At 62.5% G+C, this 25,985-nt stretch carries 20 protein-coding genes and 1 pseudogene; 13 read left to right on the top strand and 8 right to left on the bottom strand.

All coding sequences use genetic code 11. The annotated features are described in order from the left end of the window. Positions 1–458 precede the first annotated feature (458 nt). Positions 459–1,655: an aminotransferase class V-fold PLP-dependent enzyme gene (locus AB3X07_RS06185; protein ID WP_369943563.1), complete on the bottom strand. Its 1,197-nt coding sequence runs from the start codon at positions 1,653–1,655 to the stop codon at positions 459–461. Positions 1,656–1,807: 152 nt separating this feature from the next. Here AB3X07_RS06185 and egtB point away from each other — a divergent pair, with 152 nt between their 5' ends. Next, on the top strand, positions 1,808–3,097 hold the full coding sequence (gene egtB, locus AB3X07_RS06180) for an ergothioneine biosynthesis protein EgtB (protein ID WP_369943562.1): 1,290 nt from the start codon (positions 1,808–1,810) through the stop codon (positions 3,095–3,097). Continuing rightward, a complete protein-coding gene (gene egtD / locus AB3X07_RS06175; protein WP_369943561.1) occupies positions 3,094–4,077 on the top strand; it encodes an L-histidine N(alpha)-methyltransferase in 984 nt (327 codons plus the stop codon). Before egtB ends, egtD begins: the two co-directional genes overlap by 4 nt. A 196-nt stretch (positions 4,078–4,273) precedes the next feature. On the opposite strand, the gene AB3X07_RS06170 is transcribed toward egtD, so the two are convergent. Further along, a complete protein-coding gene (locus tag AB3X07_RS06170) occupies positions 4,274–5,911 on the bottom strand; it encodes an NAD+ synthase (RefSeq protein WP_369943560.1) in 1,638 nt (545 codons plus the stop codon). 264 nt (positions 5,912–6,175) lie between these two features. Here AB3X07_RS06170 and AB3X07_RS06165 point away from each other — a divergent pair. Next, positions 6,176–6,439, top strand: a pseudogene (locus tag AB3X07_RS06165) (transposase); the annotation flags it as partial. Positions 6,440–6,595: 156 nt separating this feature from the next. Here AB3X07_RS06165 and AB3X07_RS06160 read toward each other — a convergent pair. From AB3X07_RS06160 to sucC, 3 genes are all read right to left on the bottom strand, one after another. Next, entirely contained in the window at positions 6,596–8,695 is a 2,100-nt protein-coding gene (locus tag AB3X07_RS06160) for a pyrroloquinoline quinone-dependent dehydrogenase (protein ID WP_369943559.1), read from the bottom strand. A gap of 342 nt (positions 8,696–9,037) precedes the next feature. Beyond that, positions 9,038–9,913 (bottom strand): succinate--CoA ligase subunit alpha, encoded by an 876-nt coding sequence (gene sucD / locus AB3X07_RS06155; RefSeq protein WP_026144653.1) that lies wholly within the window; start codon positions 9,911–9,913, stop codon positions 9,038–9,040. Between the two features lie 22 nt (positions 9,914–9,935). Continuing rightward, entirely contained in the window at positions 9,936–11,105 is a 1,170-nt protein-coding gene (gene sucC, locus AB3X07_RS06150; RefSeq protein WP_010342227.1) for an ADP-forming succinate--CoA ligase subunit beta, read from the bottom strand. A 308-nt stretch (positions 11,106–11,413) separates the two neighbouring features. Between sucC and AB3X07_RS06145 the strand changes: the two genes are divergently transcribed. The 4 genes from AB3X07_RS06145 to AB3X07_RS06130 all read left to right on the top strand — a co-directional run bounded on the left by AB3X07_RS06145 (position 11,414) and on the right by AB3X07_RS06130 (position 15,364). Beyond that, complete coding sequence (locus tag AB3X07_RS06145) at positions 11,414–13,027, top strand: sensor histidine kinase (RefSeq protein ID WP_369943558.1); 1,614 nt, start codon at positions 11,414–11,416, stop codon at positions 13,025–13,027. 75 nt (positions 13,028–13,102) lie between these two features. Further along, complete coding sequence (locus AB3X07_RS06140; protein WP_369943557.1) at positions 13,103–14,491, top strand: sigma-54-dependent transcriptional regulator; 1,389 nt, start codon at positions 13,103–13,105, stop codon at positions 14,489–14,491. 238 nt (positions 14,492–14,729) lie between these two features. Further along, a complete protein-coding gene (locus AB3X07_RS06135) occupies positions 14,730–15,032 on the top strand; it encodes a type II toxin-antitoxin system RelE/ParE family toxin (protein WP_369943556.1) in 303 nt (100 codons plus the stop codon). Then, positions 15,029–15,364 (top strand): addiction module antidote protein, encoded by a 336-nt coding sequence (locus AB3X07_RS06130; RefSeq protein WP_369943555.1) that lies wholly within the window; start codon positions 15,029–15,031, stop codon positions 15,362–15,364. Before AB3X07_RS06135 ends, AB3X07_RS06130 begins: the two co-directional genes overlap by 4 nt. Here the strand turns inward: AB3X07_RS06130 and pilB are convergent. Beyond that, a complete protein-coding gene (gene pilB, locus AB3X07_RS06125; protein WP_369943554.1) occupies positions 15,351–17,090 on the bottom strand; it encodes a type IV-A pilus assembly ATPase PilB in 1,740 nt (579 codons plus the stop codon). The genes AB3X07_RS06130 and pilB overlap by 14 nt on opposite strands. Positions 17,091–17,241: 151 nt before the next feature. On the opposite strand from pilB, the gene AB3X07_RS06120 reads away from it, so the two are divergent. The 6 genes from AB3X07_RS06120 to AB3X07_RS06095 are packed head-to-tail and all read left to right on the top strand — an operon-like array spanning position 17,242 to position 22,811. Then, the gene (locus AB3X07_RS06120; protein ID WP_369943553.1) at positions 17,242–18,099 is read left to right on the top strand and encodes a glycosyltransferase family 2 protein; all 858 of its coding nucleotides are present in this window, start codon (positions 17,242–17,244) and stop codon (positions 18,097–18,099) included. 1 nt (position 18,100) lies between these two features. Further along, entirely contained in the window at positions 18,101–18,826 is a 726-nt protein-coding gene (locus AB3X07_RS06115) for a class I SAM-dependent methyltransferase (RefSeq protein WP_369943552.1), read from the top strand. Then, positions 18,823–19,971 (top strand): glycosyltransferase, encoded by a 1,149-nt coding sequence (locus AB3X07_RS06110; RefSeq protein WP_369943551.1) that lies wholly within the window; start codon positions 18,823–18,825, stop codon positions 19,969–19,971. Before AB3X07_RS06115 ends, AB3X07_RS06110 begins: the two co-directional genes overlap by 4 nt. Beyond that, a complete protein-coding gene (locus AB3X07_RS06105; protein ID WP_369943550.1) occupies positions 19,964–20,884 on the top strand; it encodes a hypothetical protein in 921 nt (306 codons plus the stop codon). The genes AB3X07_RS06110 and AB3X07_RS06105 overlap by 8 nt, the downstream gene beginning before the upstream one ends. Beyond that, a complete protein-coding gene (locus AB3X07_RS06100; RefSeq protein WP_369943549.1) occupies positions 20,881–21,576 on the top strand; it encodes a class I SAM-dependent DNA methyltransferase in 696 nt (231 codons plus the stop codon). The genes AB3X07_RS06105 and AB3X07_RS06100 overlap by 4 nt, the downstream gene beginning before the upstream one ends. Next, the gene (locus AB3X07_RS06095; protein ID WP_369943548.1) at positions 21,576–22,811 is read left to right on the top strand and encodes a hypothetical protein; all 1,236 of its coding nucleotides are present in this window, start codon (positions 21,576–21,578) and stop codon (positions 22,809–22,811) included. The genes AB3X07_RS06100 and AB3X07_RS06095 overlap by 1 nt, the downstream gene beginning before the upstream one ends. On the opposite strand, the gene AB3X07_RS06090 is transcribed toward AB3X07_RS06095, so the two are convergent. Next, on the bottom strand, positions 22,797–23,957 hold the full coding sequence (locus AB3X07_RS06090) for a DegT/DnrJ/EryC1/StrS family aminotransferase (protein WP_369943547.1): 1,161 nt from the start codon (positions 23,955–23,957) through the stop codon (positions 22,797–22,799). The genes AB3X07_RS06095 and AB3X07_RS06090 overlap by 15 nt on opposite strands. 96 nt (positions 23,958–24,053) lie before the next feature. Continuing rightward, positions 24,054–25,946 (bottom strand): hypothetical protein, encoded by a 1,893-nt coding sequence (locus AB3X07_RS06085; protein WP_369943546.1) that lies wholly within the window; start codon positions 25,944–25,946, stop codon positions 24,054–24,056. Positions 25,947–25,985 lie beyond the last annotated feature (39 nt).

The following is a 25,985-nucleotide window of genomic DNA, read 5'->3' as shown; positions in this document are numbered from 1 at the left end:
TCCAGGCGCCGCTCGATCAGTACAACTAGCGAAAGCGCTCGTGCGCTCCTCCCATCGAGCGCAGCGTGGCACCGGCCGACGATCGGCGTCGGCCCGTCGGGACTGAAGCCTTCCCACCGCGCACCCACCGGACTCGCCGCACGCCCCTGTAGGCGCGGCTCAGCCGCGACAAGCGAAGCGGCAAGCCGTCCGGCCCGGTGAACGTTGGAACCGAAAATCCTCTGCATGACCCCAGCAGCGCACTGCAAGCCCCTGTAGGAGCGGCTTTAGCCGCGACAGGCTTTACCGGGAACGCCTCGTCGCGGCTAAAGCCGCTCCTACAGGACACTTTTCGACGTTATTAGAGGTGCCCTTCAGTCGCGACCAACGAAGCGGTGCACATCCCGGGTCAGCTCGCTGTCGGGACTGCAGTGCACCAAGTAACCTGGCTGCAAGTTCTTCCAGGACCAAAGCCACACTCACCCGCGCACCACAGCAACCATCTCCCGCGCGAGCGCACGCATCGCCTCCGGCGTCAGCTGCAGATACGGCGCGATGCGCAACGCACCGTGGCGATGCGTGCAGATCACCTCGGCGCGCTGCAGCCACGGCAGCAACGCCTGCATCGCCGCCGCGGGCGGACGCAGCGCGCCAAGGTGCGGCGCATGTCCCGGCACCGTCCAGTCGCCAGCACCCTGCGCCCGCAGTTCCTCCTCGAACGCCGCACCGAGCGCGCCCAGTTGTGCCGCGATCCGTGCCGGCTGCCAGTGCTGCAACTGCCGCAACGCCGCGCTGGCCATCGCCAGGCGCAACGGATCGGCCACGCCGCCAGCATCGAAGCGGCGCGCGCCAGCGCGGAACGGCGGCGGCGCCTCGACCGGGAAGTGCCAGTCGGCGCCGGGATCGCGGGCCTGCCAATGCTGCTCGAACGGCACCCCATGCGCGCGCCAGTGCGGCGAGGCCCACAACCACGCCAGCCCCATCGGCCCGAGCAGCCATTTGTGTCCGACCGAGACCACGAAATCGGGCCGCCAGGCGTCCAGCCGCACCGGCAGCACGCCCAGGCTTTGGCTCAGATCCAGCACCAGCATCGCGTCCATCGCGTGCACGCGCGGCGCGATCCGGTCCAGATCCAGCAGGCTGCCGTCGCGCCAATAGGCGTTGGGCAAGGTCGCCACGCGCACCCGCGGCTGCGCCTCCAGCGTCTCCAACACCGCCGCGGTCCAATCCTGGCCCGGCCCGCGCCGCACCACCGCCAGATGCGCACCGGTCTCGGCGCAGCGCTGCTGCCAGGCGAGCAGATTGGACGGAAACTGTCCGTCGAGCAGCAACACCGCCTCGCCCGGCGCCAGCGGCGCCTGCCGCGCGGCGATGGCCAGGCCGTAGGCGGCCGACGGCACCATCGCCACGCCGTCGCTGTCGCCGGCGAACACGGTGGCCGCGACCAGCGCGCGCAGTTCCTCGATCTGCGCGCGCCAGGCGTCGAAGGACAGCGTCCATGGCGCGATCGCATCGGCCAGCGCCGCCTGCCCGGCGGCAAGCACGCTGGCCAGCCGCGGCCCCTTGCTGGCGGTATCCAGATAGCGCACCCCGTCGGGAAGGACGAAGGCGCGCGCCGCCTCGGCCAGGTCGACCACGCCGACCGGCACGGCGGCACCGCCCGTGGACGCGGACATGAATGCGTGGGATGGGTCTGACGTGGACATGTGCGGTCGGTCCTGGTGGCGCGAGCGGGAGAGTGGGCTCCCATCGCAGAACAGACACAAGCGTAACGCGACGTTCCACCACGCATGACGGGACATTCACGGCCGTCCCCTAAGCTTGGCCGATGCAAGCGACCTCCCTGGCGGCATCCCCCTCGCCCGCAGCGTCCAGCGTGCCGCTGGCGACGCGTTTTCGCAGCGTGCGCCACCGCACCAGCGTGCTCGCCGCGCCGCTGAGCGAGGAAGACGCGATGGTGCAGAGCATGGACGATGCCAGTCCCGCCAAATGGCATCTCGCGCACACCACCTGGTTCTTCGAACGCTTCGTGCTGGCCACCGACGCCGGCTATCGCGTGATCGATCCGCAATGGGACTACCTGTTCAACAGCTACTACCAGAGCGTCGGCCCGATGCATGCGCGACCGCGCCGTGGCGTGCTGTCGCGCCCATCGCTGACGCAGGTGCGCGACTACCGGGCCGAGGTCGAGGCGCGCGTGTTGGCGCGGCTGCAGGCCGGCGACCTGTCCGCGCAGACGCTGCAGGTGCTGGAGTTGGGCCTGCAGCACGAGCAACAACACCAGGAATTGCTGCTGACCGACATCAAGCATGCGTTCTGGAGCAATCCGCTGGCCCCGGCCTATCGCCAGGACCTGCCCACGGCGCACGCGCCGGCCACCGCGCTGCGCTGGATCCAGCGCGACGAGCAGGTGTGCGAGATCGGCGCGCCCGGCTGGCCGGCGCAGGACGCTTTCGCCTACGACAACGAATCGCCGCGGCACCGCGTGCTGGTGCCGGCGCATGCGCTGGCCAGCCGTCCGGTGAGCAATGCCGAGTATGCCGACTTCATCGCCGATGGCGGTTACCGCAACGTCGCCCTGTGGCTCAGCGACGGCTGGACGAAGCGCTGCGCCGAGGACTGGCAGCGGCCGCTGTACTGGCACGCGGACGGCGCACGCGAATTCACCCTCGGCGGCTGGCGCGAACGCGATCCGCACGCGCCGGTGTGCCACATCAGCCTGTTCGAGGCCGACGCCTACGCGCGCTGGGCCGGGGCGCGCCTGCCGACCGAGGCCGAATGGGAACAGGCCGCCACCGGCGTCGCCATCGCCGGCAACTTCGTCGAGCGCGATGCGCTGCATCCGCGGTCCGCGCCCTCCGCGGATGCGGGCCTGCAGCAGTTGTTCGGCGACGTCTGGGAGTGGACCGGCAGCGCCTATCTGGCCTACCCCGGCTTCCGCCCGTGGGAGGGCGCGCTGGGCGAATACAACGGCAAGTTCATGAACGCGCAATGGGTCTTGCGCGGCGGCAGCTGCGCCACGCCGCAGGCGCACATCCGCGCCAGCTACCGCAATTTCTTCCCCTCCGATGCGCGGTGGCAATTCGCCGGCGTGCGCCTGGCCAAGGACACCGTATGAACGCCGCGACCGCCCGTGCACTGACCGAAGCCGCCCTCACCGACCTGCATCCGCAAGCGGGCGACATCGCCGCCGACGCGATCGCCGGCCTGTCGCGCAGCCCCAAGCAGCTGCCATCCAAGTATTTCTACGACGCCGAAGGCTCGCGCCTGTTCGAGGCGATCACCCGCCAGCCGGAGTACTACCTGACCCGCACCGAGCTGGAATTGCTCGAGGCACGCATGCCCTCGATCGCGCAGGCGGTGGGCGTCGGCGCGCACGTGGTGGAACTGGGCAGCGGCAGTGGGCGCAAGACCGAACTGCTGCTGGACGGCCTGCGCGCGCCGGTGGCCTACACCCCGATCGAGATCTCGCGCGACATGCTGATGTCCAGCACCGCGCGCCTGGCCGAGCGCTTTCCGCACATCCAGATGCTGCCGGTCTGCGCCGACTTCACCGCGCCGGTGGCGCTGCCCGCGCCGCAGCGCGGCGCGCGCCGCACGCTGGTGTTCTTCCCGGGCTCCACGCTGGGCAACTTCACTCGCGAGGATGGCATCCAACTGCTGGCGTCGATACGCGCGACCATGCGGCAGGACGGCTGCGCGCTGATCGGCATCGACCTGGTCAAGGACGTGTCGATGCTGGAAGCGGCCTACAACGATGCCGCCGGCGTCACCGCTGCGTTCACCGTGAACCTGCTGCGCCGCCTCAACCGCGAGATCGGCAGCGACTTCGACCTGGAGCAGTTCCGCCATCGTGCGGTGTACGCGCGCGAACGCGAGCGCATCGAGACGTCCCTGGTCAGCCAGCGCGCGCAGCGGGTCAGCGTGGGCGGACGCCACTTCGACTTCGCCGCCGGCGAAGCGATGCAGGTGGAATACAGCCACAAGTACACCGACCAGAGCTTCGGCGAGATGGCCGCCGCCGCCGGCCTGCGCGTGAGCCATGGCTGGAACGCGCAGGGCGATGCGTTCGGGCTGCGCCTGCTGCAGGCGGTCTGAAGGGCCGGGAGTGGGGAATCGGGAATTGGGATTGGCAAGCGCATTTGCGCGAACGGATAGCGCGCCGCGCTGGCACGCGCTACCAAGATCGAAGCGTTTACTGATCGCCTCGCCGCTCCTGTAGGAGCGGCTTCAGCCGCGACAGACACCCACCGCGGCCGATCCACCACCCACCAAGACCGCCACGCAACCCCTGCTATCCCTGATACCCATTGGTGATCGGATAACGCCGCTCGCGACCGAACGCGCGCCGCGACACCTTCGGCCCCGGCGCGGCCTGGTGCCGCTTCCATTCGGTGATGCGCACCAATCGCACCACGTGGTCCACCACGTCCGCGGCATACCCGGCGGCGACGATCTCGTCGCGCGATTGTTCCTGGTCCACGAAGCGGTACAGGATGCCGTCGAGCACGTCGTAGGGCGGCAGCGAGTCCTGGTCGGTCTGGTTGGCGCGCAGTTCCGCCGACGGCGGCCGCGCGATCACCGCCGGCGGAATCACCGGCGCGCCACCGACCGTGTTGCGCCATTTCGCCAGGCCGAACACCTCGGTCTTGTACAGGTCCTTCAGCGGCGCATAGCCGCCGCACATGTCGCCGTAGATGGTGGCGTAGCCGACCGCATATTCGCTCTTGTTGCCGGTGGTCAGCAGCAGCCCGCCGAACTTGTTGGCCAGCGCCATCAGGATCACACCACGGCTGCGCGACTGCAGGTTCTCCTCGGTGATGTCGGGCTGCGTGCCCTCGAACAGCGGCCCGAGCGCCTGCAGCAGACCCTCGAACGCCGGCTCGATCGCCACCGTCTCCAACTTCACTCCCAGCGCACGGCACTGCTCATCGGCCAGATCGTTGGACAGGCCGGCGGTGTAGCGCGATGGCAGGCGCACCGCGGTGACGTTGTCCGCGCCTAGCGCATCCACCGCCATCGCCAGTACCAGCGCCGAATCGATGCCGCCGGACAGGCCCAGCCACACCTTGGAAAAGCGGTTCTTGCGGCAGTAGTCCTGCAGCCCGCGCACGACCGCGCGCCAGGCCAGCGCGTCCATGCTCTCGTCGCCGTCGTCGATCCAGCGCAGCGGGGTGAAGGCGCGCGCCTGCGTTGCGTAGTCGACCACCAGCCATTGGTCGGTGAACGCGGCCGCGGCCGGGTGCACGCTGCCGTCGGCGTCGGCGACCACCGAGGCGCCATCGAACACCAGCGCGTCCTGGCCACCGACGACGTTGAGATAGGCCAGCGCCACCCCGGTCTCGCGCACGCGTTCGGCCAGCAGCGCATCGCGCTGCGCGTGCTTGCCACGCTCGAACGGCGAGGCGTTGGGCACCAGCACCAGTTCGGCGCCGTGGCGCGCGGTGTCAGCCAGCGGCTCGGGGAACCACAGGTCCTCGCAGATCACCACCCCGACCGACGTGCCCTTGACCTCGAACACGCAACTGCCGCCATCCGGATCGACGTCGAAGTAACGGCGCTCGTCGAACACCGCGTAGTTGGGCAGTTCGCGCTTGCGGTAGGTGGCCTCGATGCGTCCGTCGCGCAGCACGCTGGCCGCGTTGTAGACCACGCTGCCGGCGCTCTGCGGCCAGCCGACCACCGCGACGATGCCGCGCACGCGCACCGCGATGCGCTGCAGCGCCAGTTCGCACTCGGCGAGGAAGCCCGGGCGCAGCAACAGATCCTCCGGCGGATAGCCGCTGACCGCCAGTTCCGGGAACAGCACGATGTCGGCGCCGTACTCGTCGCGCGCCTCCTCGATCATCGCGACGATGCGATCGGTGTTCTGGGCCACGGCGCCGACCGGGAAATCGAACTGGGCCATGGCGATGCGAAGGGAAGGAGACATGGACGACCTTGCAGGAGCGGGAGGGGAAGCGCGGAGATCGCGCGGGCGCCGGCCGCGCGCGGCGCGGCGCCCGCGGCAACGGGCCTACCTGCGCACGGCGACACTGCGCAGTGTAGCGCTGCACCGCGGCCGACGATCCGGCTCTCCCACTCATGCTGTGCGCGTCACCGGTGGAGCGGCACGCGGAATGACCGTTGGCTGCACTTCGGGAGGGATTTCCGTCCCGACTGACTTCGAAGTCGGGCGCTGACAGATCGCGCGTCGCGGCTGCAGGAGTCCGGCAAGCGCAAGGGGCAGGTCTGCATCTCCCGTACCGGCTCCCCACGCCTGCGCGCCGGCCTGTTCCTGCCGGCCTTGGTCGCCATGACCCACAACCCGGTCGTGCGTGCGCTGAAACAACGCCTGCGCGAACGCGGCAAGGCCAACAAGCAGATCATCTGCGCCGCCATGCGCAAGCTGCTGCATATCGCCTACGGCGTGCTCAAATCGCGCACGCCCTTCGACCCTCAAAAGGCCCTTGCCTGTTAGGGGGAAGACGGTATCTACAAGGAGCAGCATGCCGAAGGCGGGCTGGGTGCATTGCGGGAGGGGCTTCAGTCCCGACTGGCTCCGAAGTCGGGCGCTGACAGACCGCGCGTCGCGGCTGAAGCCGCTCCTACAAGGAGCGGCATTTCGCGCATCGCATCAGCCGTTGCCGCGATTGCCAGCCCGTGCACGGCGCCGCCGGCGCCAGCGCCGCCACACCGCCACCACACCCGCGACCAGCGCCAACGCGACCGCGGCCAGCGTCGCCATGCGCGCGGCGACGCCGTGCTGGAACACCACCTCCTTGCCCTCGCCATCGAGCGTATAGGCCACCACGTAGTCGCCCATCGTACCCATGCCCTCGCGTCCACCCGCGGCGATCACCACGTACTGCTTGCCACCCACCGCATAGACCGAGGGCGTGGCCTGGCCGCCGGCTGGCAACTTGGCATCCCACAGGGTCTCGCCCGTGGCGCTGTCGAGCGCGCGCAGGCGGGAGTCGGCGGCCGCGGCGATGAAGGTCAGGCCGCTGGCGGTGGTCACCGCGCCGCCGAGCAGCGGCGTGCCCACGTCCAGCGGCAGCCACGGCAGCTTCTCCTCCAAGGTGCCGAGCGGGCGTTCCCAGGCGATCTTGCGCGTGCGCAGGTCCACCGCCACCAGCCTCCCCCACGGCGGCTTGACGCAGGGAATGCCCCCGGACGAGCTCAGCATGCCGCGGCGCATGTAGTACGGCGTGCCCTCCATGTCGTTGAACTGCTGGTCCGGATGGCGCGCGTGCTCCGCCTCGCTGAACCGCTCGCGCGGAATCAACGCCACCTGCATCGGCAGGTCCGACACCGGCATGATCGCCAGCTGCCGCTGCGGATCCACCGCGATGCCGCCCCAGTTCACGCCGCCGGCCCAGCCCGGCAGCGCGATCGTGCCGCGTACGCTGGGCGGCGTGAACAACCCTTCCGAACGCAGCCCGGCGATCAGCGCTTCGCATTCGCGGCGCGCGGCGGGAGTCGCCCCCCAGGCATCGGCGGCGGTCAGCGGGGTATGCCGCGCGAGACGCAGCCCCGGCTCGGGCATCGGCTGGGTCGGCGAGGCGCGTTCGCCCGGCACGTCGGAGGCCGGCACCGGCACCTCGCTGATCGGGAACAGCGGCGTGCCGTCGCGGCGGTCGAAGGCGAACAGGAAGCCGGTCTTGGTCGCCTGCAGCACCGCCGCGCGCGGGCCTTGCGCGGTCTGCACCGTGGTCAGCACCGGCTGCGAGGCCTGGTCGTAGTCCCACAGGTCGTGATGCACCAACTGCTGCGCCCACACCCGGCGCCCGCTGTGCAGGTCCAGCGCCACCAGCGAGTCGGCATCGCGGTTGTCGCCGAGGCGCTCGCCACCGTAGTAGTCGGGACTGGCCGAGCCGGTCGGCACGTACACCAGGCCCAGCGCCGGATCCACCGACAGCGGCGCCCAGGCATTGCCGCCGCCGACCGTGGCCGCCTGCTCCGGCTGCCAGCCCGCGGCGGTGGCCTTGGCCGGATCGCGCGGCACCGGGTCCCAGCGCCACAATTCGCGGCCGCTGCGCGCGTCGTAGCCGCGCACCACGCCCTGCTCCAGCGCATGCCCGCGGTTGTCGCCGATCGAGCTGCCGACCACCAGCACGTCGCCGGCCACCACCGGCGGCGAGGTCACCGCATAGTTGGACCAGGCGTCGCTGGCCGTATCGTGCACATCGACCCCGGCGTGCAGGTCGATCGTGCCGTCCTTGCCGAATCCGGTGCAGGGCCGGCCGTCGGCCGCATCCAGTGCGATCAGCCGCGCATCCAGCGTGCCGAACACGATGCGCTCGCGGCATGCGCCGGCGGCGGCCTGGGAGTCGCGCCAGAACGTCACTCCGCGCGAGGCCGGGTCGCTGTAGTGCTTGTCGCGCGCGACCTTGGCGTCGAACGACCACAATTCGCGGCCGCTGGCCGCATCCAGGGCGAACGCGATGCCGGTCCCGGTGGTGAGGTACATGCGCCCGCCCAGCACCAGCGGATTGGCCTCGAAGCGACGCCGTTCCGGATCGGGCAGGCCCGCGCCGAGTTCGCCGGTACGGAACGACCAGGCGATGCGCAGCCGGCCGACATTGTCCGGGGTGATCTGGGTCAGCGGCGAATACTGCCCGCCGCCCGGCGCGCCGGCGTAATTGGCCCAGTCGCCCGGCGCCGCCGCGCAGATGCCGCCGATGCCCATCGCCACGCCCGCCCCGCATACCGCTGCCCACCATCGCCTGATCACGCATCCGCTCCTGTCGCTGCCGAAGAAAGTGGCGCCAGTGTGGGCACTGCCCAGGGCCGTGTCAGCAACGCAGGGACGGCATTGCCAGGCCGGGGGACCAGTGGCGGGAGCACAGGGACGAGTGGCGACCGCGGGGATGGCGCAAACGCTTGATTGCGCAGGAGCTGGCCGGCGGCATCGCGCGGCCGTCCGACCCGCCCCGCCCCACCACGGATACCGCCGCCGTCCCGCGCACCAGGCCTCCGGAAACGAAAAAAAGGCCTCGCTCGCGCGAGGCCTTTCCGGACAGCAGCTGCGACAGCGACGCACCCGAAGGCGAATCACTGCCGCGGCGCTAACGGCTTACTTCACCAGCGAGGCGATCGCCGCACCCAGGTCGCCCGGCGAGCGGACGGTCTTGACGCCAGCGGCTTCCATCGCCGCGAACTTGCCTTCGGCCGTGCCCTTGCCGCCCGAGGCGATCGCACCGGCGTGGCCCATGCGCTTGCCGGCCGGCGCCGACGCACCGGCGATGAAGCCGACCACCGGCTTCTTGACGTGCTTGGCGATGTACTCGGCACCGGCTTCCTCGGCGTCGCCGCCGATTTCGCCGACCATGATGATGCCTTCGGTCTGCGGATCCTCGTTGAACAGCTTGAGGCAGTCGACGAAGTTCAGGCCGTTGATCGGGTCGCCGCCGATGCCGATGCAGGTGGACTGGCCCAAGCCGACTTCGGTGGTCTGCTTGACCGCTTCGTAGGTCAGCGTGCCCGAACGCGAGACGATGCCGATCTTGCCCGGCTTGTGGATGTGGCCCGGCATGATGCCGATCTTGCACTCGCCCGGGGTGATCACGCCGGGGCAGTTCGGCCCGATCAGCACGGTCTCCGGGAAGGAGCGGGTCAGCACGTTCTTCACGCGCAGCATGTCCAGCACCGGGATGCCTTCGGTGATGCAGACGATGACCTTGATGCCGGCGGCGGCCGCTTCCAGGATCGCATCGGCCGCGAACGGCGGCGGCACGTAGATCACCGAGGCGTCGGCGCCCGTGCTCTGCACGGCATCGGCCACGGTGTTGAACACCGGCAGGTCGATGTGGGTGGTGCCACCCTTGCCCGGGGTGACGCCGCCGACGACCTGGGTGCCGTACTCGATCATCTGGGTGGCGTGGAAGGTGCCCTGCTGGCCGGTGAAGCCCTGCACGATTACCTTGGTGTTCTTGTTGATCAAAACAGACATTGGAGTTCCTTGGTGTCGTGGATCAGGCGGCGTTCTTGACAGCTTCAACGACCTTCTTGGCGCCGTCGTTGATGTTGTCGGCCGGGATGATGGCCATGCCGCTGTCGCGCAGCAGCTGCTTGCCCTCTTCCACGTTGGTGCCTTCCAGGCGCACCACGACCGGAACCTTGACGCCCACTTCCTTGACCGCCGCGATGATGCCCTCGGCGATCATGTCGCAGCGGACGATGCCACCGAAGATGTTGACGAAGATGCCTTCGACCTTGTCCGAGGACAGGATCAGCTTGAACGCCTCGATCACGCGCTGCTTGTTGGCACCGCCGCCCACGTCCAGGAAGTTCGCCGGCTCGCCGCCGTTGAGCTTGATCACGTCCATGGTCGCCATGGCCAGACCGGCGCCGTTGACCATGCAGCCGATGTTGCCGTCCATGGTGACGTAGTTGATGTCCAGCTCCGAAGCGGTCACTTCGGTCTCGTCTTCCTGGGACTTGTCGCGCATGGCGACCAGTTCCTTGTGGCGGAAGTTGGCGTTGTCGTCGCTGTTGAACTTGCCGTCCAGCGCGTAGAGGTTGCCGTCGTCCAGGATGGCCAGCGGATTGATCTCCACCAGCGCCAGGTCCTTCTCGTTGAAGATGCGGTACAGGTTGACCATGATGCTGGCGAACTGGCCGGCCTGCTTGGCGGTCAGGCCCATCTTGAAGCCGATGTCGCGGCCGTGGTAACCCTGTACGCCTTCGACGAAGTCGACGTTGAGCGTGTGGATCTTGTCCGGGGTCTCGGCGGCGACCTGTTCGATTTCCATGCCGCCTTCGCTCGATGCGATGTAGCTGATGGTGCGGGTGCCGCGGTCGACCAGCACCGACAGGTACAGCTCCTTGACGATCTCGCCGGCGGTGGTCACCAGCACTAGGTTGATCGGCAGCTCGACGCCGGCGGTCTGGTAGGTGGCCATCTTGGTGCCGAGCAGCTTCTCGGCAACGGCCTTCACATCGTCGGTGGTCTTGCAGAACTTGACGCCGCCGGCCTTGCCGCGGCCACCTGCGTGGATCTGCGCCTTGACCATCCAAGGGCCAGCGCCAAGCGACTTGGCGGCTTCAACCGCTTCTTCCGGAGTCGCCGCGACCTTGCCGGCCGGGACCGGGATGCCGTACTCGGCAAGCAGTTGTTTTGCCTGATATTCGTGGAAATTCATGCGTCACCGTGGGAAAAGGAACGACCGTCCCGCAGCGATCCGGAACCTGAGTGGCGGCCGGGAGCGGTACGGACGGGCCGCATATTGTCGCCGACCCTGGGCGGCGGCGCAAAAGCGCCGGTCCGCGCCCGCCCATGGCGGCTTGACGCGGCGCGTCCAGACGGGCCTGACGACGCGCGCGGACCGGGCCGCCGGCACCCGCGCAGGCCCTGCACCGGCCGGTGCTGGCGCCCCGGACCCGGACCGCCATCGCATTCCCCGGCGCCGCGCCTATACTCGCGCCGTCTGCCGCCTGGCTGGAGTCCGGCTTGCCCGCAAGCGCTTCGCTCATCGACCGTATCGAGTCCATCCCCCGCCGCGAACTGTATTTCTTCGCGCTGTACCGGGTGCTGGTGGCCGGGCTGATCGCGGCCTTGGTGTTCAGCCCCTTGAGCACCCTGGTCGGCACACCGCGTTTCCCGCAACTGGCGGCCGGGCTGGCGGGCGCCTACCTGGTGGTGGCGCTGCTGCTGTTGCTGTGGGGCCGCAACGAACGCTACCTGACCCTGATCGTGTCCTGCAGCGCGACCGCCGACATCGTCGCCGCCACCCTGGCGGCGCATGCGCTGCCGGCGGCCAACGCCGGCATCGCGATGATGCTGCTGTTCAACGTCGCCGCCGCGGCCATGCTGCTGCGGCTGCGCTACGGCTTCGGCGTCGCCGTGATCGCCGCCGCGGCGACCGTGCTGGAATACCTGTGGACCTCGCTGGACGGCGGCGAGAACACCCGCAGCCTGGCCGAACTGGCGATGTTCGCCACCAGCTACCTGGCCGTGGCCTACATCTGCTACCAGATCGGGCAGCGCGCGCGCAGCAGCCAGACCCTGGCCGACCAGCGCGGCGCCGAGGTCGAGAATCTCTACGAAATCAACGAATTGATCATCCGTCGCATGCGCACCGGGGTGCTGGTGGTGGATGCGCAGAACCGGGTGACCCTGGCCAACGAGGCCGCTTCGGCGCTGCTCGGCGATGCCGACGGCAACAGCGCCAGCGGCCGCCTGGACCTGCTCAGCGCCGCGCCGGAACTAGCGCGGCGCCTGCAGCGCTGGCGCAACGGCTGGAACCAGGAAGAGACCCCGTTGCAGCTGTCGCCCGACCAGCCGGAAGTGCAACCGCGCTTCGCCCGGTTGCTGAAGGAAGGCGACCTGACCCTGGTGTTCCTGGACGATGCCACGGTGGTGTCGCGCCGCGCCGAGTCGCTGACCCTGTCGGCGCTGGGCCGCTTCTCGGCCAGCCTGGCGCACGAGATCCGCAACCCGCTGGCGGCGATCAGCTACGCCTCGCAGTTACTCGAGGAGTCGCCGGCGATCGGCGATGCCGACCGCCGCCTGCTGCAGATCATCCACCTGCAGTGCCAACGCACCAACGGCATCGTCGAGAGCGTGCTGGGCCTGGCCCGGCGCGAGCGCTCCAATCCGGAGAACCTGGACCTGGGCGTGTTCGTGCGCCGCTTCGTGCTCGAGTACAAGCAGACCCTGTCGATCGAGACCGACAGCCTGGAAGCGATCCTGTCCCCGCAACCGGTGCAGGCGCTGGTCGATCCCAAGCACCTGCACCAGATCCTCAGCGCGCTGGTGCACAACGCGCTCAAGTACGGCCGGGTGATGGAGGAGCCGGCGCGGGTGCGGCTGCGCGTGGCGGTGCAGGAGCGCAACGCGATCGTCGACGTGATGGACCGCGGCCCCGGCATCCCCGACGCGGTGGCCGCGCAACTGTTCCGCCCCTTCTTCACCACCTCCGAGCACGGCACCGGGCTGGGCCTGTACATCGCCCGCGAGCTGTGCCGGGCCAACCAGGCGCGGCTGGAGTACGTGCCGGTGCCGGCGGGCGGCGCCTGCTTCCGCGTGGTCCTGCCCGGGCCGCACACCATGCTCTCTGGTTGAGAATCGCTCCGTCATGCGCTCGCCCGCGTCGATAAATTGGCGCATTCCCCCGGACCTGGGCTATCTTTTCCCAACATGAACGAAACCCGAAGCGCCCTGGTCGTCGACGACGAACGCGATATCCGCGAGTTGCTGGTGCTGACCTTGGGCCGGATGGGGCTGCGCATCAGCACCGCGGCCAACCTGGCAGAGGCCCGCGAACTGCTGGCCAGCAATCCCTACGACCTGTGCATCACCGACATGCGCCTGCCCGACGGCAACGGCATCGAACTGGTCAGCGAAATCGCCAAGCACTACCCGCGCACCCCGGTGGCGATGATCACCGCGTTCGGCAGCATGGACCTGGCGGTGGAAGCGCTGAAGGCCGGCGCCTTCGACTTCGTCAGCAAGCCGGTGGACATCCACGTGCTGCGCGGCCTGGTCAAGCACGCGCTGGAACTCAACAACAGCGAACGCCCCGCGCCGCCGGCGCCGCCGCCGGAGCAGGCCAGCCGCCTGCTCGGCGCCTCGACCGCGATGGACGCACTGCGCGCCACCATCGCCAAGGTCGCGCGCAGCCAGGCGCCGGTCTACATCCTGGGCGAGTCCGGCGTGGGCAAGGAACTGGTCGCGCGCACCATCCACGAACAGGGCGCGCGCGCGGCCGGGCCGTTCGTGCCGGTCAACTGCGGCGCGATCCCCGCCGAACTGATGGAAAGCGAATTCTTCGGCCACCGCAAGGGCAGCTTCACCGGCGCCCACGCCGACCAGGCCGGCCTGTTCCAGGCCGCGCACGGCGGCACCCTGTTTCTGGACGAGGTGGCCGAACTGCCGCTGCCGATGCAGGTCAAGCTGCTGCGCGCGATCCAGGAGAAATCGGTGCGCCCGGTCGGCGCCTCGGTCGAAGTTCCGACCGACGTGCGCATCCTTTCGGCTACCCACAAGGACCTGGCCGACCTGGTCGCCGAGGGCCGCTTCCGCCACGACCTGTACTACCGCATCAACGTCATCGAACTGCGCGTGCCGCCGCTGCGCGAGCGCGGCGGCGACCTGCCGCAACTGGCCGCGGCGATCCTGGCGCGGCTGGCCAAGAGCCACGGCCGGATCACCCCGCTGCTGTCGCCATCGGCGCTGGACGCATTGAACCGCTACCCCTTCCCCGGCAACGTGCGCGAACTGGAGAACATCCTCGAACGCGCCCTGGCGATGGCCGAGGACGACCAGATCGGCGCCGCCGACCTGCACCTGCCGCAGCCCGGCAACAGCGCCCGCGCCGCGGCCGAAGCCGCCCCGGCGCTACCGCCCGGCGTGGTCGACATCGACCCGACCTCCTCCGCCCTGCCCTCCTACATCGAGCAGCTCGAGCGCGCCGCGATCCAGAAGGCGCTGGAGGAGAATCGCTGGAACAAGACCCGCACCGCCGCCCAGCTCGGCATCACCTTCCGCGCGCTGCGCTACAAGCTCAAGAAGTTGGGGATGGAGTAGGAAAGCCGGGAATGGGGAATCGGGAGTGGGGATTCGTAAAAGCAGAGCGCTCCGGCCTTCTGCCGGGTTCCCCAAAGCAACAAAGCCGGGTCAAGGCCCAGGTGAAGCGTCGTTGCGCCGCATTTGCGAATCCCCAATCCCGAATGCCGAATCCCGGCACCTCAATTCTTTACAACGATCGATCTCAGCAGGCCCACAACACCTGGCAGGCCTGTATTTTTTGAACTACACTTGAGCCGTGATCGAACTCAAGCAGACCGAGACCTTTCGCAAGTGGCGCACGAGGCTGAAAGACGAGCGCGCCCGCACCGCGATTGCCTTGCGCTTGACCCGACTTGCCTATGGCCACGCGGGCGATACGGAGCCGGTCGGGCAAGGCATCAGCGAACTCCGTATCCACTACGGCCCCGGTTATCGGGTGTATTTCCAGCGACGTGGCAACACGATCATCGTCTTGCTGTGCGGCGGCGACAAAAGCACGCAAGCGAAGGACATCAAGACCGCCAAACGCCTTGCCGACGAATGGAGCCAATTACCATGACCCAAAACCTGACCACCTACGATCCGGCCGAAGACTTGAACTCCGACCAGGCGATTGCCGACTTCATGGCGGGCGCTTTCGCGACCAACGACCCCGGCTTCATCGCCCACGCCCTTGGCATCGTTGCCCGAGCCAAGGGCATGACCCAGATCGCGCGACAAACCGGCCTTTCCCGGGAACAGCTCTATCGCTCCTTCAGCGAGGACGGGAATCCGACGCTGCGGACCACCCTGGCCGTGATGAAGGCGCTTGGGATCGAACTGACCGCGAAGCCAGCCGTCACGCATTCAGCGGCTGCAGGCTGGACCCCACTCCCGCTCAATCCTTGGTGACGCGGTTGATCTCGGCCAGGCTGGTGATGCCGTTGCGCGCCTTGAGCAGCGCCGACTGGCGCAGGTCCTTGACCCCGATCTTCTGCGCGGCCTCGGCGATGTCCATCGCGTTGCCGCCCTGCAGCACGATCGCCGCGATCTCGTCGTTCATCGGCATCACCTGGTAGATGCCGGTGCGGCCCTTGTAGCCTTCGGTGCATTCGTCGCAGCCCACCGCCTCGTACAGCTGGATGCCGGCGGCGATCTCGGCCTCGGTGAAGCCCTCCTTCAGCAACGCGTTCTCCGGCATGGTCGGGGCCACCCGCTTGCAGTTGTTGCACAGCCGCCGCGCCAGGCGCTGCGCGATCACCAGCGTCACCGAACTGGTGATGTTGTACGGCGCGATGCCCATGTTCATCAGGCGCGCGATGGTCTGCGGCGCATCGTTGGTATGCAGCGTGGACAGCACCATGTGGCCGGTCTGCGCCGCCTTGATCGCGATCTCGGCGGTTTCCAGGTCGCGGATTTCGCCCACCATGATGATGTCCGGATCCTGGCGCAGGAACGAGCGCAACGCCGCGGCGAAGGTCATGCCGCGCTTGTTGTTCTGCTGGACCTGGTTGACCCCGGGCAAGCGGATTTCAACCGGATCCTCGGCGGTGGAGATGTTGCGGGTATCGTCGTTGAGGATGCCCAGCGCGGTGTACAGCGACACCGTCTTGCCCGACCCGGTGGGGCCGGTGACCAGCACCATCCCGTAGGGCTTGTGGATCGCGTCCAGGAACAGCTTCTGCTGCTCCGGCTCGTAACCGAGCTTGTCGATGCCCAGCTTGGCCGCGCTGCCGTCGAGGATACGCAGCACGATCTTCTCGCCGAAAAGCGTCGGCAGCGTGCTGACGCGGAAGTCGATCTGCTTGCTCTTGGACAGGTTGAGCTTGATGCGCCCGTCCTGCGGCACCCGCTTCTCGGCGATGTCCAGCTGCGACATCACCTTCAGGCGCGCGGCGATGCGCTGGTTGAGCTTGACCGGCGCCTTGGCCACGCTCTTGAGCAGGCCATCGATGCGCAGGCGCACCCGGTAGTCGTCCTCGTACGGCTCGAAATGGATGTCCGAAGCGCCACGGCGGATCGCATCGACCAGCACCTTGTTCACGAACTTGACCACGGGCGTATCGTCGCCCTTGGCATCGACGCCGGTGTCGCCGCTGCCGCCCATGTCCTCGTCGCCGGCACCGACCTCGAGGTTGCCCATCCCCTCGTCGTCGTCGCCCAGCGCATCGCCGATGGCGTTGTTACTGGCCTGCCACTGCTCCAGCGTGCGCCGGATCTGGTCCTCGTCGACCAGGATCGGCTCGACGGTCAGGTTGGTGTGGAACTTGATGTCGTCCAGCGCCCGGGTCTGGGTCGGATTGCTGACCCCGACGAACAAGCGGTTGCCGCGCTTGAACAGCGGCAGCACCTGGTGCTTCTGCAACAGCTCCTCGCTGACCAGCTTGATCGCGCTCTGGTTGGCGTCGAACACCGACACGTCCAGCAGCGGCATCCCGAACTCGACCGCATTGGCCGCCGCCAGTTGCGCCGCGGTGACCAGCTTCTTCTCCGAAAACCACTGCGGCAGCGGGATCTTGGCCTCCGCGGCATGCGCCATGGCGGTCCGCGCGGCGGCCTCCTCGATGGCGCCGTCCTGGACCAGGCGGCGTGCGATGCCGGTGATGCCGACGAGATTGGCCGAGACAGCTGCGTTCATAGGACATGCCCCCATTCTTACCGACCAAAGATACTGCAATTCCTATCCAATCGCCCCTGGTAGAGAGGCATGCGACAGGCCCTGCCGCGACACGCCATGAATCCGGTCGCAACTGCGATTAACATAGTCATGGGGACATAGGGGTCGACCTTTGGACAAGATCAGCATCATCCTGCCGGCAAAGAATGAGGAGGCCGGCCTGTCACGCACGCTGCCCCGACTACGCGAACAGATGCCGGATGCCGAGATCATCGTGGTCGACGACGGCTCCACTGACACGACGGCATTGGTGGCAAGCGAACACGGCGCCAGGGTCGTTACCAGCCCCTACTCGATGGGCAACGGCGCTGCGATCAAGCGTGGAGCGCGCGCAGCGAGTGGGACCATCCTTGTGTTCATGGACGCAGACGGTCAGCACGACCCCGCCGACATTCAGAAACTGCTAGTCAAGCTCAGCCAAGGCTACGACATGGTCGTTGGCGCGCGCGACAGCAGTGGCCAGGCCAGCGTGCATCGCGGCCTGGCCAACCGCTTCTACAACTGGCTAGCAAGCCGCATGACCGGCTTTGAGGTGAAAGACCTCACGTCCGGCTTCCGCGCGGTGCGCGCCGAGAGGTTCCGCGAGTTCCTTCACCTGCTTCCGAACGGCTTCAGCTACCCCACCACCAGCACGATGGCGTTCTTCCGCAGCGCCTACCCGGTAGCTTACGTGCCAATCCCGGTGGCGAAGCGTGTCGGCAACGGCAGCCACATCCGCCCACTGAAGGATGGCGTCCGATTCCTGCTGATCATCTTCAAGATCGCCACGCTGTATTCGCCGCTGAAGCTGTTCATGCCTGTTTCGATAGCTTTTTTTGTACTCGGGCTCGTTTATTACGGCTACACCTTTACGACCATGCATCGTTTTACCAACATGAGCACCTTGTTGTTCAGCGCTGCGGTGATCATTTTTTTGATCGGGCTGATTTCCGAGCAGATTACGAACCTTACCTATCGGCGCGACAGTTGATATGCAGGCCGCCTCTATCCGCCGCTGGTTAAAGCCTGTTGCATTTACTCCACTGCACCCACAGTGGCTACTTAGCAATTCCAAAAAAAGAACGGGGACATGGGTCGGCCAGAATGCAGGCGGCGTGATACTGGATATAGGCTGTGCAGATCAGTGGATAAATGAATACATTCCTGAGCATTGCCAATACATCAGCCTAGATTACCCAATGACAGGTGGAAAGATGTATGGATCGTGTCCAACCCTATTCGCTGACGCGGCACACCTTCCATTACAAGATGGTGTAGTAGATACCATCTTGATGCTGGAAGTCCTAGAACACCTGCGAACCCCGGTGTGCGCCATAGCAGAAATTGCAAGGGTTCTGAAGCCCGGCGGCGTACTACTTCTTAGCGTCCCTTTCCTCTACCCAGTGCACGATGCTCCGCATGATTACCAGCGTCCGACTTGTTATGGCCTGCTGCGCGACCTTGAGCGTGCAGGGATGATCGTGGAGCCCCCAACCCCCACGCTTGGAAGCGCGGAAACAGCAGCATTGCTGTGCAATCTCGCGATTGGCGGCATGTATAGCACAGCGCTTACCAAGCGGCACCCAGCATTAATCCTGCTGCCACTTCTTTCATTGATGGTTCCCTTGATCAACATTGGCGGTCGCCTGTTTGGCTGGATGCTTCCGTCATGGCCCGCTCTGACGGCCGGCTACAGTGTTAAAGCATACAAAAAATGAGCAAGCCACCCACATTGGTGATTGTCACGTCGTCTTTTCCAATCTCTGGAGACGGAAGCGAGGCGGCTGGCGCGTTCGTCGCAGATTTAGCTATTGAACTCAGTAAGCTGACGCGGGTGAGAGTGGTTGCACCTGGTCGTAAAACAGAAAGGGAGCAGTGGCACGAAGGCATCGAAATCTTTCGATATCAAACTCCCGACCAACCTCTGTCTACCCTCAAGCTTTGGAATCCTGCAGACGCATGGCGAATCCTGAAGGTTATGCGTACAGGCCGCTCGGCTACTGCCGCATCTCTGGAGGATGGCTCGGCAACTCACATTCTGGCGCTATGGGCACTGCCATGTGGCGAATGGGCCAGGTATTGCGCTCGTAAGTATGACGTCGACTACTCCGTATGGACTTTAGGGAGCGACATATGGAGCCTAGGACGCATCCCGATTGTCAAATCATTTTTGCGCAGAGTACTGCAAGATGCTCGCCACTGTTGGTCTGATGGCTTAAAGCTTGCCGAGGAAACTAAAGCCATTGCTGGAAGGGAAGTTGATTTTCTACCGAGTACTAGGCAAGTCACACAGATACGCATAGAACCGCTTCGCATTGCGCCACCATATCGCTTGCTTTTTCTAGGACGATGGCATGTAAACAAGGGTGCGGATCTACTTTTGGAAGCAATCGATTTATTAAACGAGGATGATTGGAAACGCATTGAGGTGTTACATATCTGTGGCGGCGGACCTGAACAAAAATTGATCGAATCCAGTGTTCAGAGATTGAAGGCCGCAGGAAGGCCGGTAGTTCTCAAGGGCTTCCTGGATCGCAATTCTGCGGAAGGAGCCATAGTCAGTGCTGATTGGCTATTAATTCCATCAAGAATAGAAAGTATCCCGATTATTTTCTCCGACGCAATGAAGTTGCAGTGCCCCGTAATCGCCATGCCGGCAGGAGACATCCCAGCTCTACTAGCACAGAAGCCAGGTGGAATTCTGGCCGAAAATTTAAATGCTCCCTCCTTCCATAATGCGATAAGGGTTGCGCTCCATTCAACCCCCTACCAACTTTCAAACGGGATGACCGAGCTCGCGACACAGTTCGACCTGTCGGCAATTTCTTTAAAAATACATGATTCCTTGGTGGGACATGCGTAAGAAACGTAGCCGATTGCAGTGGCTGCTCATGCCTCTTGCGCTGGCATCACTGATATGGACAGGCTACCTATTATGGAAATCATTTCCCGCACTGAGCCACAGCCTTCCGCATCTAAAGCTAGGCTGGATAGTTGTGGGATTGATGGGATGCCCTTTATCTAGCTACCTAGCTTTCGAAGGATTTCGCGCTCTCTTTGCTGAGATTCGACCGCACACATACAAACGCACGTCACTGGCACACCTGTATTTCACCGGACAGTTAATGAAGCATCTTCCAGGACGAATTTGGGGTATCGCCTACCAATCAGGGACCGGAACATCCGCCAGCCTTGCCGAATGGATTAGCATCAACGCAACATATATGGCGTTAACAACGGCTTTTGCCATTTGGGTCGCCGCCACAGTCATTGGGACAATGTTTCAATTGAAAATTGGGATGCTCATTTTTGGCATAGGATTGACGCTGTACCTGTGCCTATGGAACGCCCGACCAATGACCGCGATAATCAAGCTGGCGCGACATCTTCCAGGCAATGCCACATCACGTATATGCGATGCCCTACAACCTTTTGCGATGGCCAAATCACGCCTAAAGCGTGACATTTGGTGTTGGTTTACAGCAAGCTGGCTGGTCTACTTGCTTGCGTGGTCTGCCTACGGGATAGCATGGCCGGGGCTCACAGCAGCGGATGGAGTGTGGCTCTGCGGCATCTACACGGCGGCTTGGTTTTTCGGATATGTCAGCGTTATAACCCCATCCGGCATTGGTGTCCGAGAATTGATGTTCATGCTGATGGCAAGTCACTTTCCTGCTGACGCGATCGCTGGTTTAGCCGTACTTGGGCGAGTATCACTACTGGTAGCCGACATTGTTCTTGGATTAGTCTTTGCACCCTATAGGGAGAGCCAATGAGTCACGGCCGGGGCAAAGCACCCTTATTCGACGATGACGGAAATAATCTCGCCGACCCTGCTGATAGTATCGGGCGCAAAAGTGAGTACATTCAAATTTTGCACGAACGCGCCATACAACTGTATTTGAGGCCAAGCAGAGGCTACGCCTTGGATATAGGATGTGGATTAGGCCGAATGGGCAAGGTGATAGGTGAGCTGGGCTATGACGTAATTGGCTTGGATCCGTCTTTGCGAATTCTAAAATTCATTTCCGAAAAATCGCAGTATGTCGGAATAGTCAACGCAGCACTTCCCCAACTTCCCTTTCGGGACGAATCATTTGATCTGGTTTGCTTATTTGGCGTAGCACGCATGGTGCACCTACTCGGGAAAGCCAAAATCTGCCGTGACGCCGTTAAGTTTGTCAAACCTGGTGGCAATTTGGTGGTGATCGAAAACATCCGAACCGGTGACGATCGCTACCTACAAGAGCCCTGGTTTGAAGAGACTTTTTCCCAAGCCGGATTAAACCTAATTATAAAAACCCCCATCCGCGCCAGTCGTTGGCCGGCTATCTATCTTATTCGATATGGCCTTATACCAAGGAGCTGGTTTACGGCCATAGCGGAATGGGAGTTGAGTCGAATGGCAAAAAAGAAGGCACCCCCACGCTTTAGCTATCACAACTATCTTTTTATCTATAAGAAATGATGAACATCGAGCCACCTGATTTTATAATTATTAGCGGCGGATCGGAAATTGTTGGCCTAGCGCTGGCGGAAGCAGCACAAGTGGCTGGGAAGCGTTATGTTGTTTTATCTCTGGTTGCCAATAGCATTTTGCGAGATACACCTGCGTGCGTTGGCATCGTCGACCTCTCGCATCTTTTGCACAACTGGGACGCCCTCCCCGAAAAATTTATTGGGACCTTATCGAAGTTATCCAATCTTGCGGCACGTAAACTACCAATTTTTCCGACTGAAGATGGCGGCTTGCGCTTACTCAATGAATGCCGAGATGAAGTACTAAAATATGGCGAATTTTCACGAGCAAGGGCTTTACGAATGGGAGGCTTGGACAAAGCAGAGATCATCGAATTCGCCTCAACCAGGGGGAGGGGGACTTGCGTCTCCACGTCGATCGTACTTGATGACCCAACGCAAGCACCGGCAGCCATTGAAAAACTAGGATTGGATGCCGTTTTCAAACCAGCACTAAAACCTATCCACATGGACCTATCGCCACTTGGAAACAGCGGCACAAAGATAGTTACCCAACAAGATCATAGTGAGAGCATTAACTCCATTGTAACCCGCTTAAGCAATGCCTGGGCAATCAGTGAGCGCTGGATCGCGCAACCGCGCTTTAATACGGGACCGAATCGAGAACGGAGCGTCTGTGCTGTTCGCGATCAGCATGGCCACGTTCAAGCTCGCCAGGTTATCGAAAGGGCAAAATACCCATCAACAGGGGGGACAGCGTATTGGGTTTGCATAGACGAACACAACGACCTGCTGCCCTCAGCCACAAGTATCATGGACGCGTTCGAAATCATAGGTGTTTGCGAGTTGTCATACTTGCCAGACGCGCAGGGAATAGCGCAGCTGATTGAATTTAACACTAGACCATGGTTGCAAATAGGTCTTATGGAGCGGTCTGGATTCCCTATCGTTGCAAGCTCCATTGCCGCTCTAAATGGCAACAAAATCGAAAAAACCACATTCGGAGATGAATACTTCCATTGGATGCAGCTTGAGAGATTCTTGGTCGCCCTAAGCAAGGGCGAATGCTCAGCAAGGCACACAATGGAATTCGTTAATGAACTAACAAAGAAAACCACCACTGTTGCGGGTTTTGGCAGTTCATTGCCAGGAATACGATGGCGTTTACTGGCTCGTTTCATCCAAAAACTGCACATCCGGCAAAGAGTGTCACGTCAAAATTGAGTGCACCGCGCTTATCACCCTTGTCGCGTCTTGCTCTGAAATTTTTGGTGATAGTGGAAAACTCACTGTTTGACGGCCTATCTTCATAGCATTAGGCCACTGTTCTGGTGCCCACCCAAAACGCTCTTGGTAATATGGATGCTCAGGAATAGAGACATAATGAACACCAGTGCCGATACCCTTGGAATTCATCCCAGCGAGAAATGTATCGCGAGATAGGCCGCATCTTTCCACATCAATCATTGCAGTGAAGAGATGATATCCGTGCACGGTATTGGGAGCGGGCGCGGCCGGAAGGCCCAGCGAAAGATCTCCGAGCTCCTTCATATAGCGATTCCAAAGTAGCTCACGCAACCTCCAATTGGATGCCACTCTCGCCAACTGGTGTATACCAATCGCCGCCTGCAGATCCATCATATTGTATTTAAAACCCGCCTCAACCACCTGATAGTGCTTATATCCTTCGTCGCCGAAACGATGCCAGGCATCCTTACTCATCCCATGCAGGGCCAGAACACGCGCCCTAGAAATGGCGGCTTCACTTTTCCCAACTACCATTCCGCCTTCACCAGTGGTGACGTTCTTAGTGGCGTAAAAGCTAAAACAACCAAAATCACCCAATGTCCCGGCCTTACGACCATCAAACTCTGTTTCAATAGCGTGCGCGCAATCCTCGATAACTACCAACCGATGCTTTTCAGCGATCGCTGTTATTTCATCCATCTCACACGGGCGCCCAGCAAAATGTACCAATAAGATCGCCTGAGTCTTTGGAGTAATTGCCGCCTCAATGGCAGCAGGCGAAATACATTGTGTCTCAGGATCCACGTCTGCCAGAACCGGAGTAAGTCCCGAATGGATTATTGCGTTAATGGTCGCACAGAACGTAAGGGGCGTCGTAACAACTTCTGCGCCTTGATCCAATCCAGCTGCAATCATACTCACATGCAACGCGGCCGTACACGAATTCACCGCTGCCACCTGCGAAGCATTGACTCCTTTGTAAGCTGCGAACTCAGATTCAAATCTAGCTACGCGCGGCCCTGTCCCCAGCCAACTTGATTCCATGCATGCCATTACCTCCTGGATTTCCTCATCCTGAATGAGCGGAGATCCGAAGGTCAAAAAGTCCTGCCCAGTTACCATTTCACTCCGCCTCAACGCCAGCATGGATGGTTAAACAAATCTCAAGCGTAGCCACGCCGAATCCAACACACATTTGAATGTGCCCGCTGGCCCGTACTAACGCAATGCTTCCCCAGAGGGCATTTCATTCGTGTCAAAGAGACCAAGCTGAGAGCCACGAACAAATACCTTTTCAGCTTGACGGACATAGCCGTCTTTAAGCAATCCTGACAAAACAATGTTCGCATAGATCCTGTCATTTTTAGAATGATTTATTGCCTCGACGAACATCCTATCTGCTAGATTCTCATCGCTTAAATACTTTAGCGCATAGTCTCCAAACTGAGCATATAGAAATGCTTGACCTGGCTTCCTATCCAATAGAGCCAAATATGTTCTTGATAGGTTTTTGTCATCGAGCTGTACACCCTCATATCGCTGTTTCAGCAATCCGCTTACCGCCATCAGCTGCTCGGGTGATAACGGCTGATTCTTTATCTTTAGAATCATCGCCTCCCACCAAGCATCCTCAACGGGCTGCCCATGTACGGCCGCCATCAAGATCAGTCCCTGCTCCGCTAATGGAGAAGCTCCAGGTAGACTTGCAACTCGTTCGAACTGTTGCTTTCCCATACTATAGAGTGGAGAAGTCGGATCACCGTTAGCCATGGCAACCAGCAGTGCGGCAAGATCATTTCCAGCACGAGGCGAATCTGGATTGATGTCAACCAACTCATTGCGCAACAAAAGCTCGTTACCCCAAGTCGCCGAGCGAATAAGTGAAAGCCCCATTATGGTGGCTAGCAAAGCGATTACGGCAACGTACTTCAACGCTGGCCCGTCCCGAAGTTTAATTCGCCAGATCAGGTCACCTACAGCAAGCAGCACGCCCAGAGTAGCAAAATAGTTTCGATGCTCAAAAGCCAGCTCCAAGTTCAGCACATTACTTGTCAGAAAATGTGCAGAAAAAAACCACAGGATGCCAAGTGAGACAATGGGAGCTTTCCGGCGGAGCATCCAAGCAGCCGACATCAGACCCAGGATGAAAGCCGCCCCAAGGGCGGTGGAAATGGGCGAGAATAGCCCCGTGGACTTCTGGTAGGCGTCGTAATAAAACTTCAGATGCGAGGGAATTGGAAGGATTATCTCCCCAAGGTACATCGGAACCACCCTGAACTGGGTAAGTAACCGCTCAGCCAGGGTAAAGTTGCGATTACTGAAGGCATCATCGCCCATTGCAGATGGCAACACCCATACAAAAAATAATATAACGCCAGCTACACAGGCCAGGAGATACGACACCTTATAGAATCGCCTCAGCCGACTGTCTTGTGCGCCAAAGCCAAGAACAGTTAACTCTAGTGCCAATGTATAGAGTGGAAATAGTGCAGCAGTTTCCTTGGCTGCAATACCCAAAGCAGCAATTAGGGCCGAGGAAAATACCAACCACGCACCACCTATGCCCTCGATCTGGCGACGACGACCGGCTACATACAAGATCAATCCCACAAGTACAAATGTAAGTGAGAGCATCTCCATCCGCTGTACAACATACAAGACAGTCGACACCTGCAGAGGATGTATTGCCCAGGCTAGCGTTACTGCTGCGCAGAAGATTGCGCGGCCGTTCTCAGCCAGCACCTTTATGCGCATAATGCCTAAAAGCAAAAAAAACACCAACAAAGCATTAACGGCATGAACGATCACACTTGTCAGCTTGTAGCTCCAAGGATTTTCGCCAGAAAAATAATAATTTATTGCGAAACTCATCGTCGCTAAAGGCCGACCTATCTGGCCCGGCTCATAGCCTTTGGCGGCTTCCACCAAGCTTGATAGGTCCAAATTTTTCGCGTGCACCTTTGTATTACTTACGATATTTGAGTAGTCATCAAAAACAAACGGACCAGAAAGGCCGGGCCAATATACAAGAATGGCGGCCAATGCGATAAAGACACCAGCCACCCATATGAATAGCCCGGCATTTTTATTGCCAATAGATCTTTTAAGCATCACCTTCTATCCCGGTTACATTTCAGCCATCACCAGAGA

The organism is Xanthomonas sp. DAR 35659 (assembly GCF_041242975.1).
In the GTDB taxonomy this organism is placed as follows: Bacteria; Pseudomonadota; Gammaproteobacteria; order Xanthomonadales; family Xanthomonadaceae; genus Xanthomonas_A; species Xanthomonas_A medicagonis.
The sequence above is the reverse complement of the archived record's forward strand: the minus strand, read 5'-3'. Positions and strand labels throughout refer to the sequence as shown.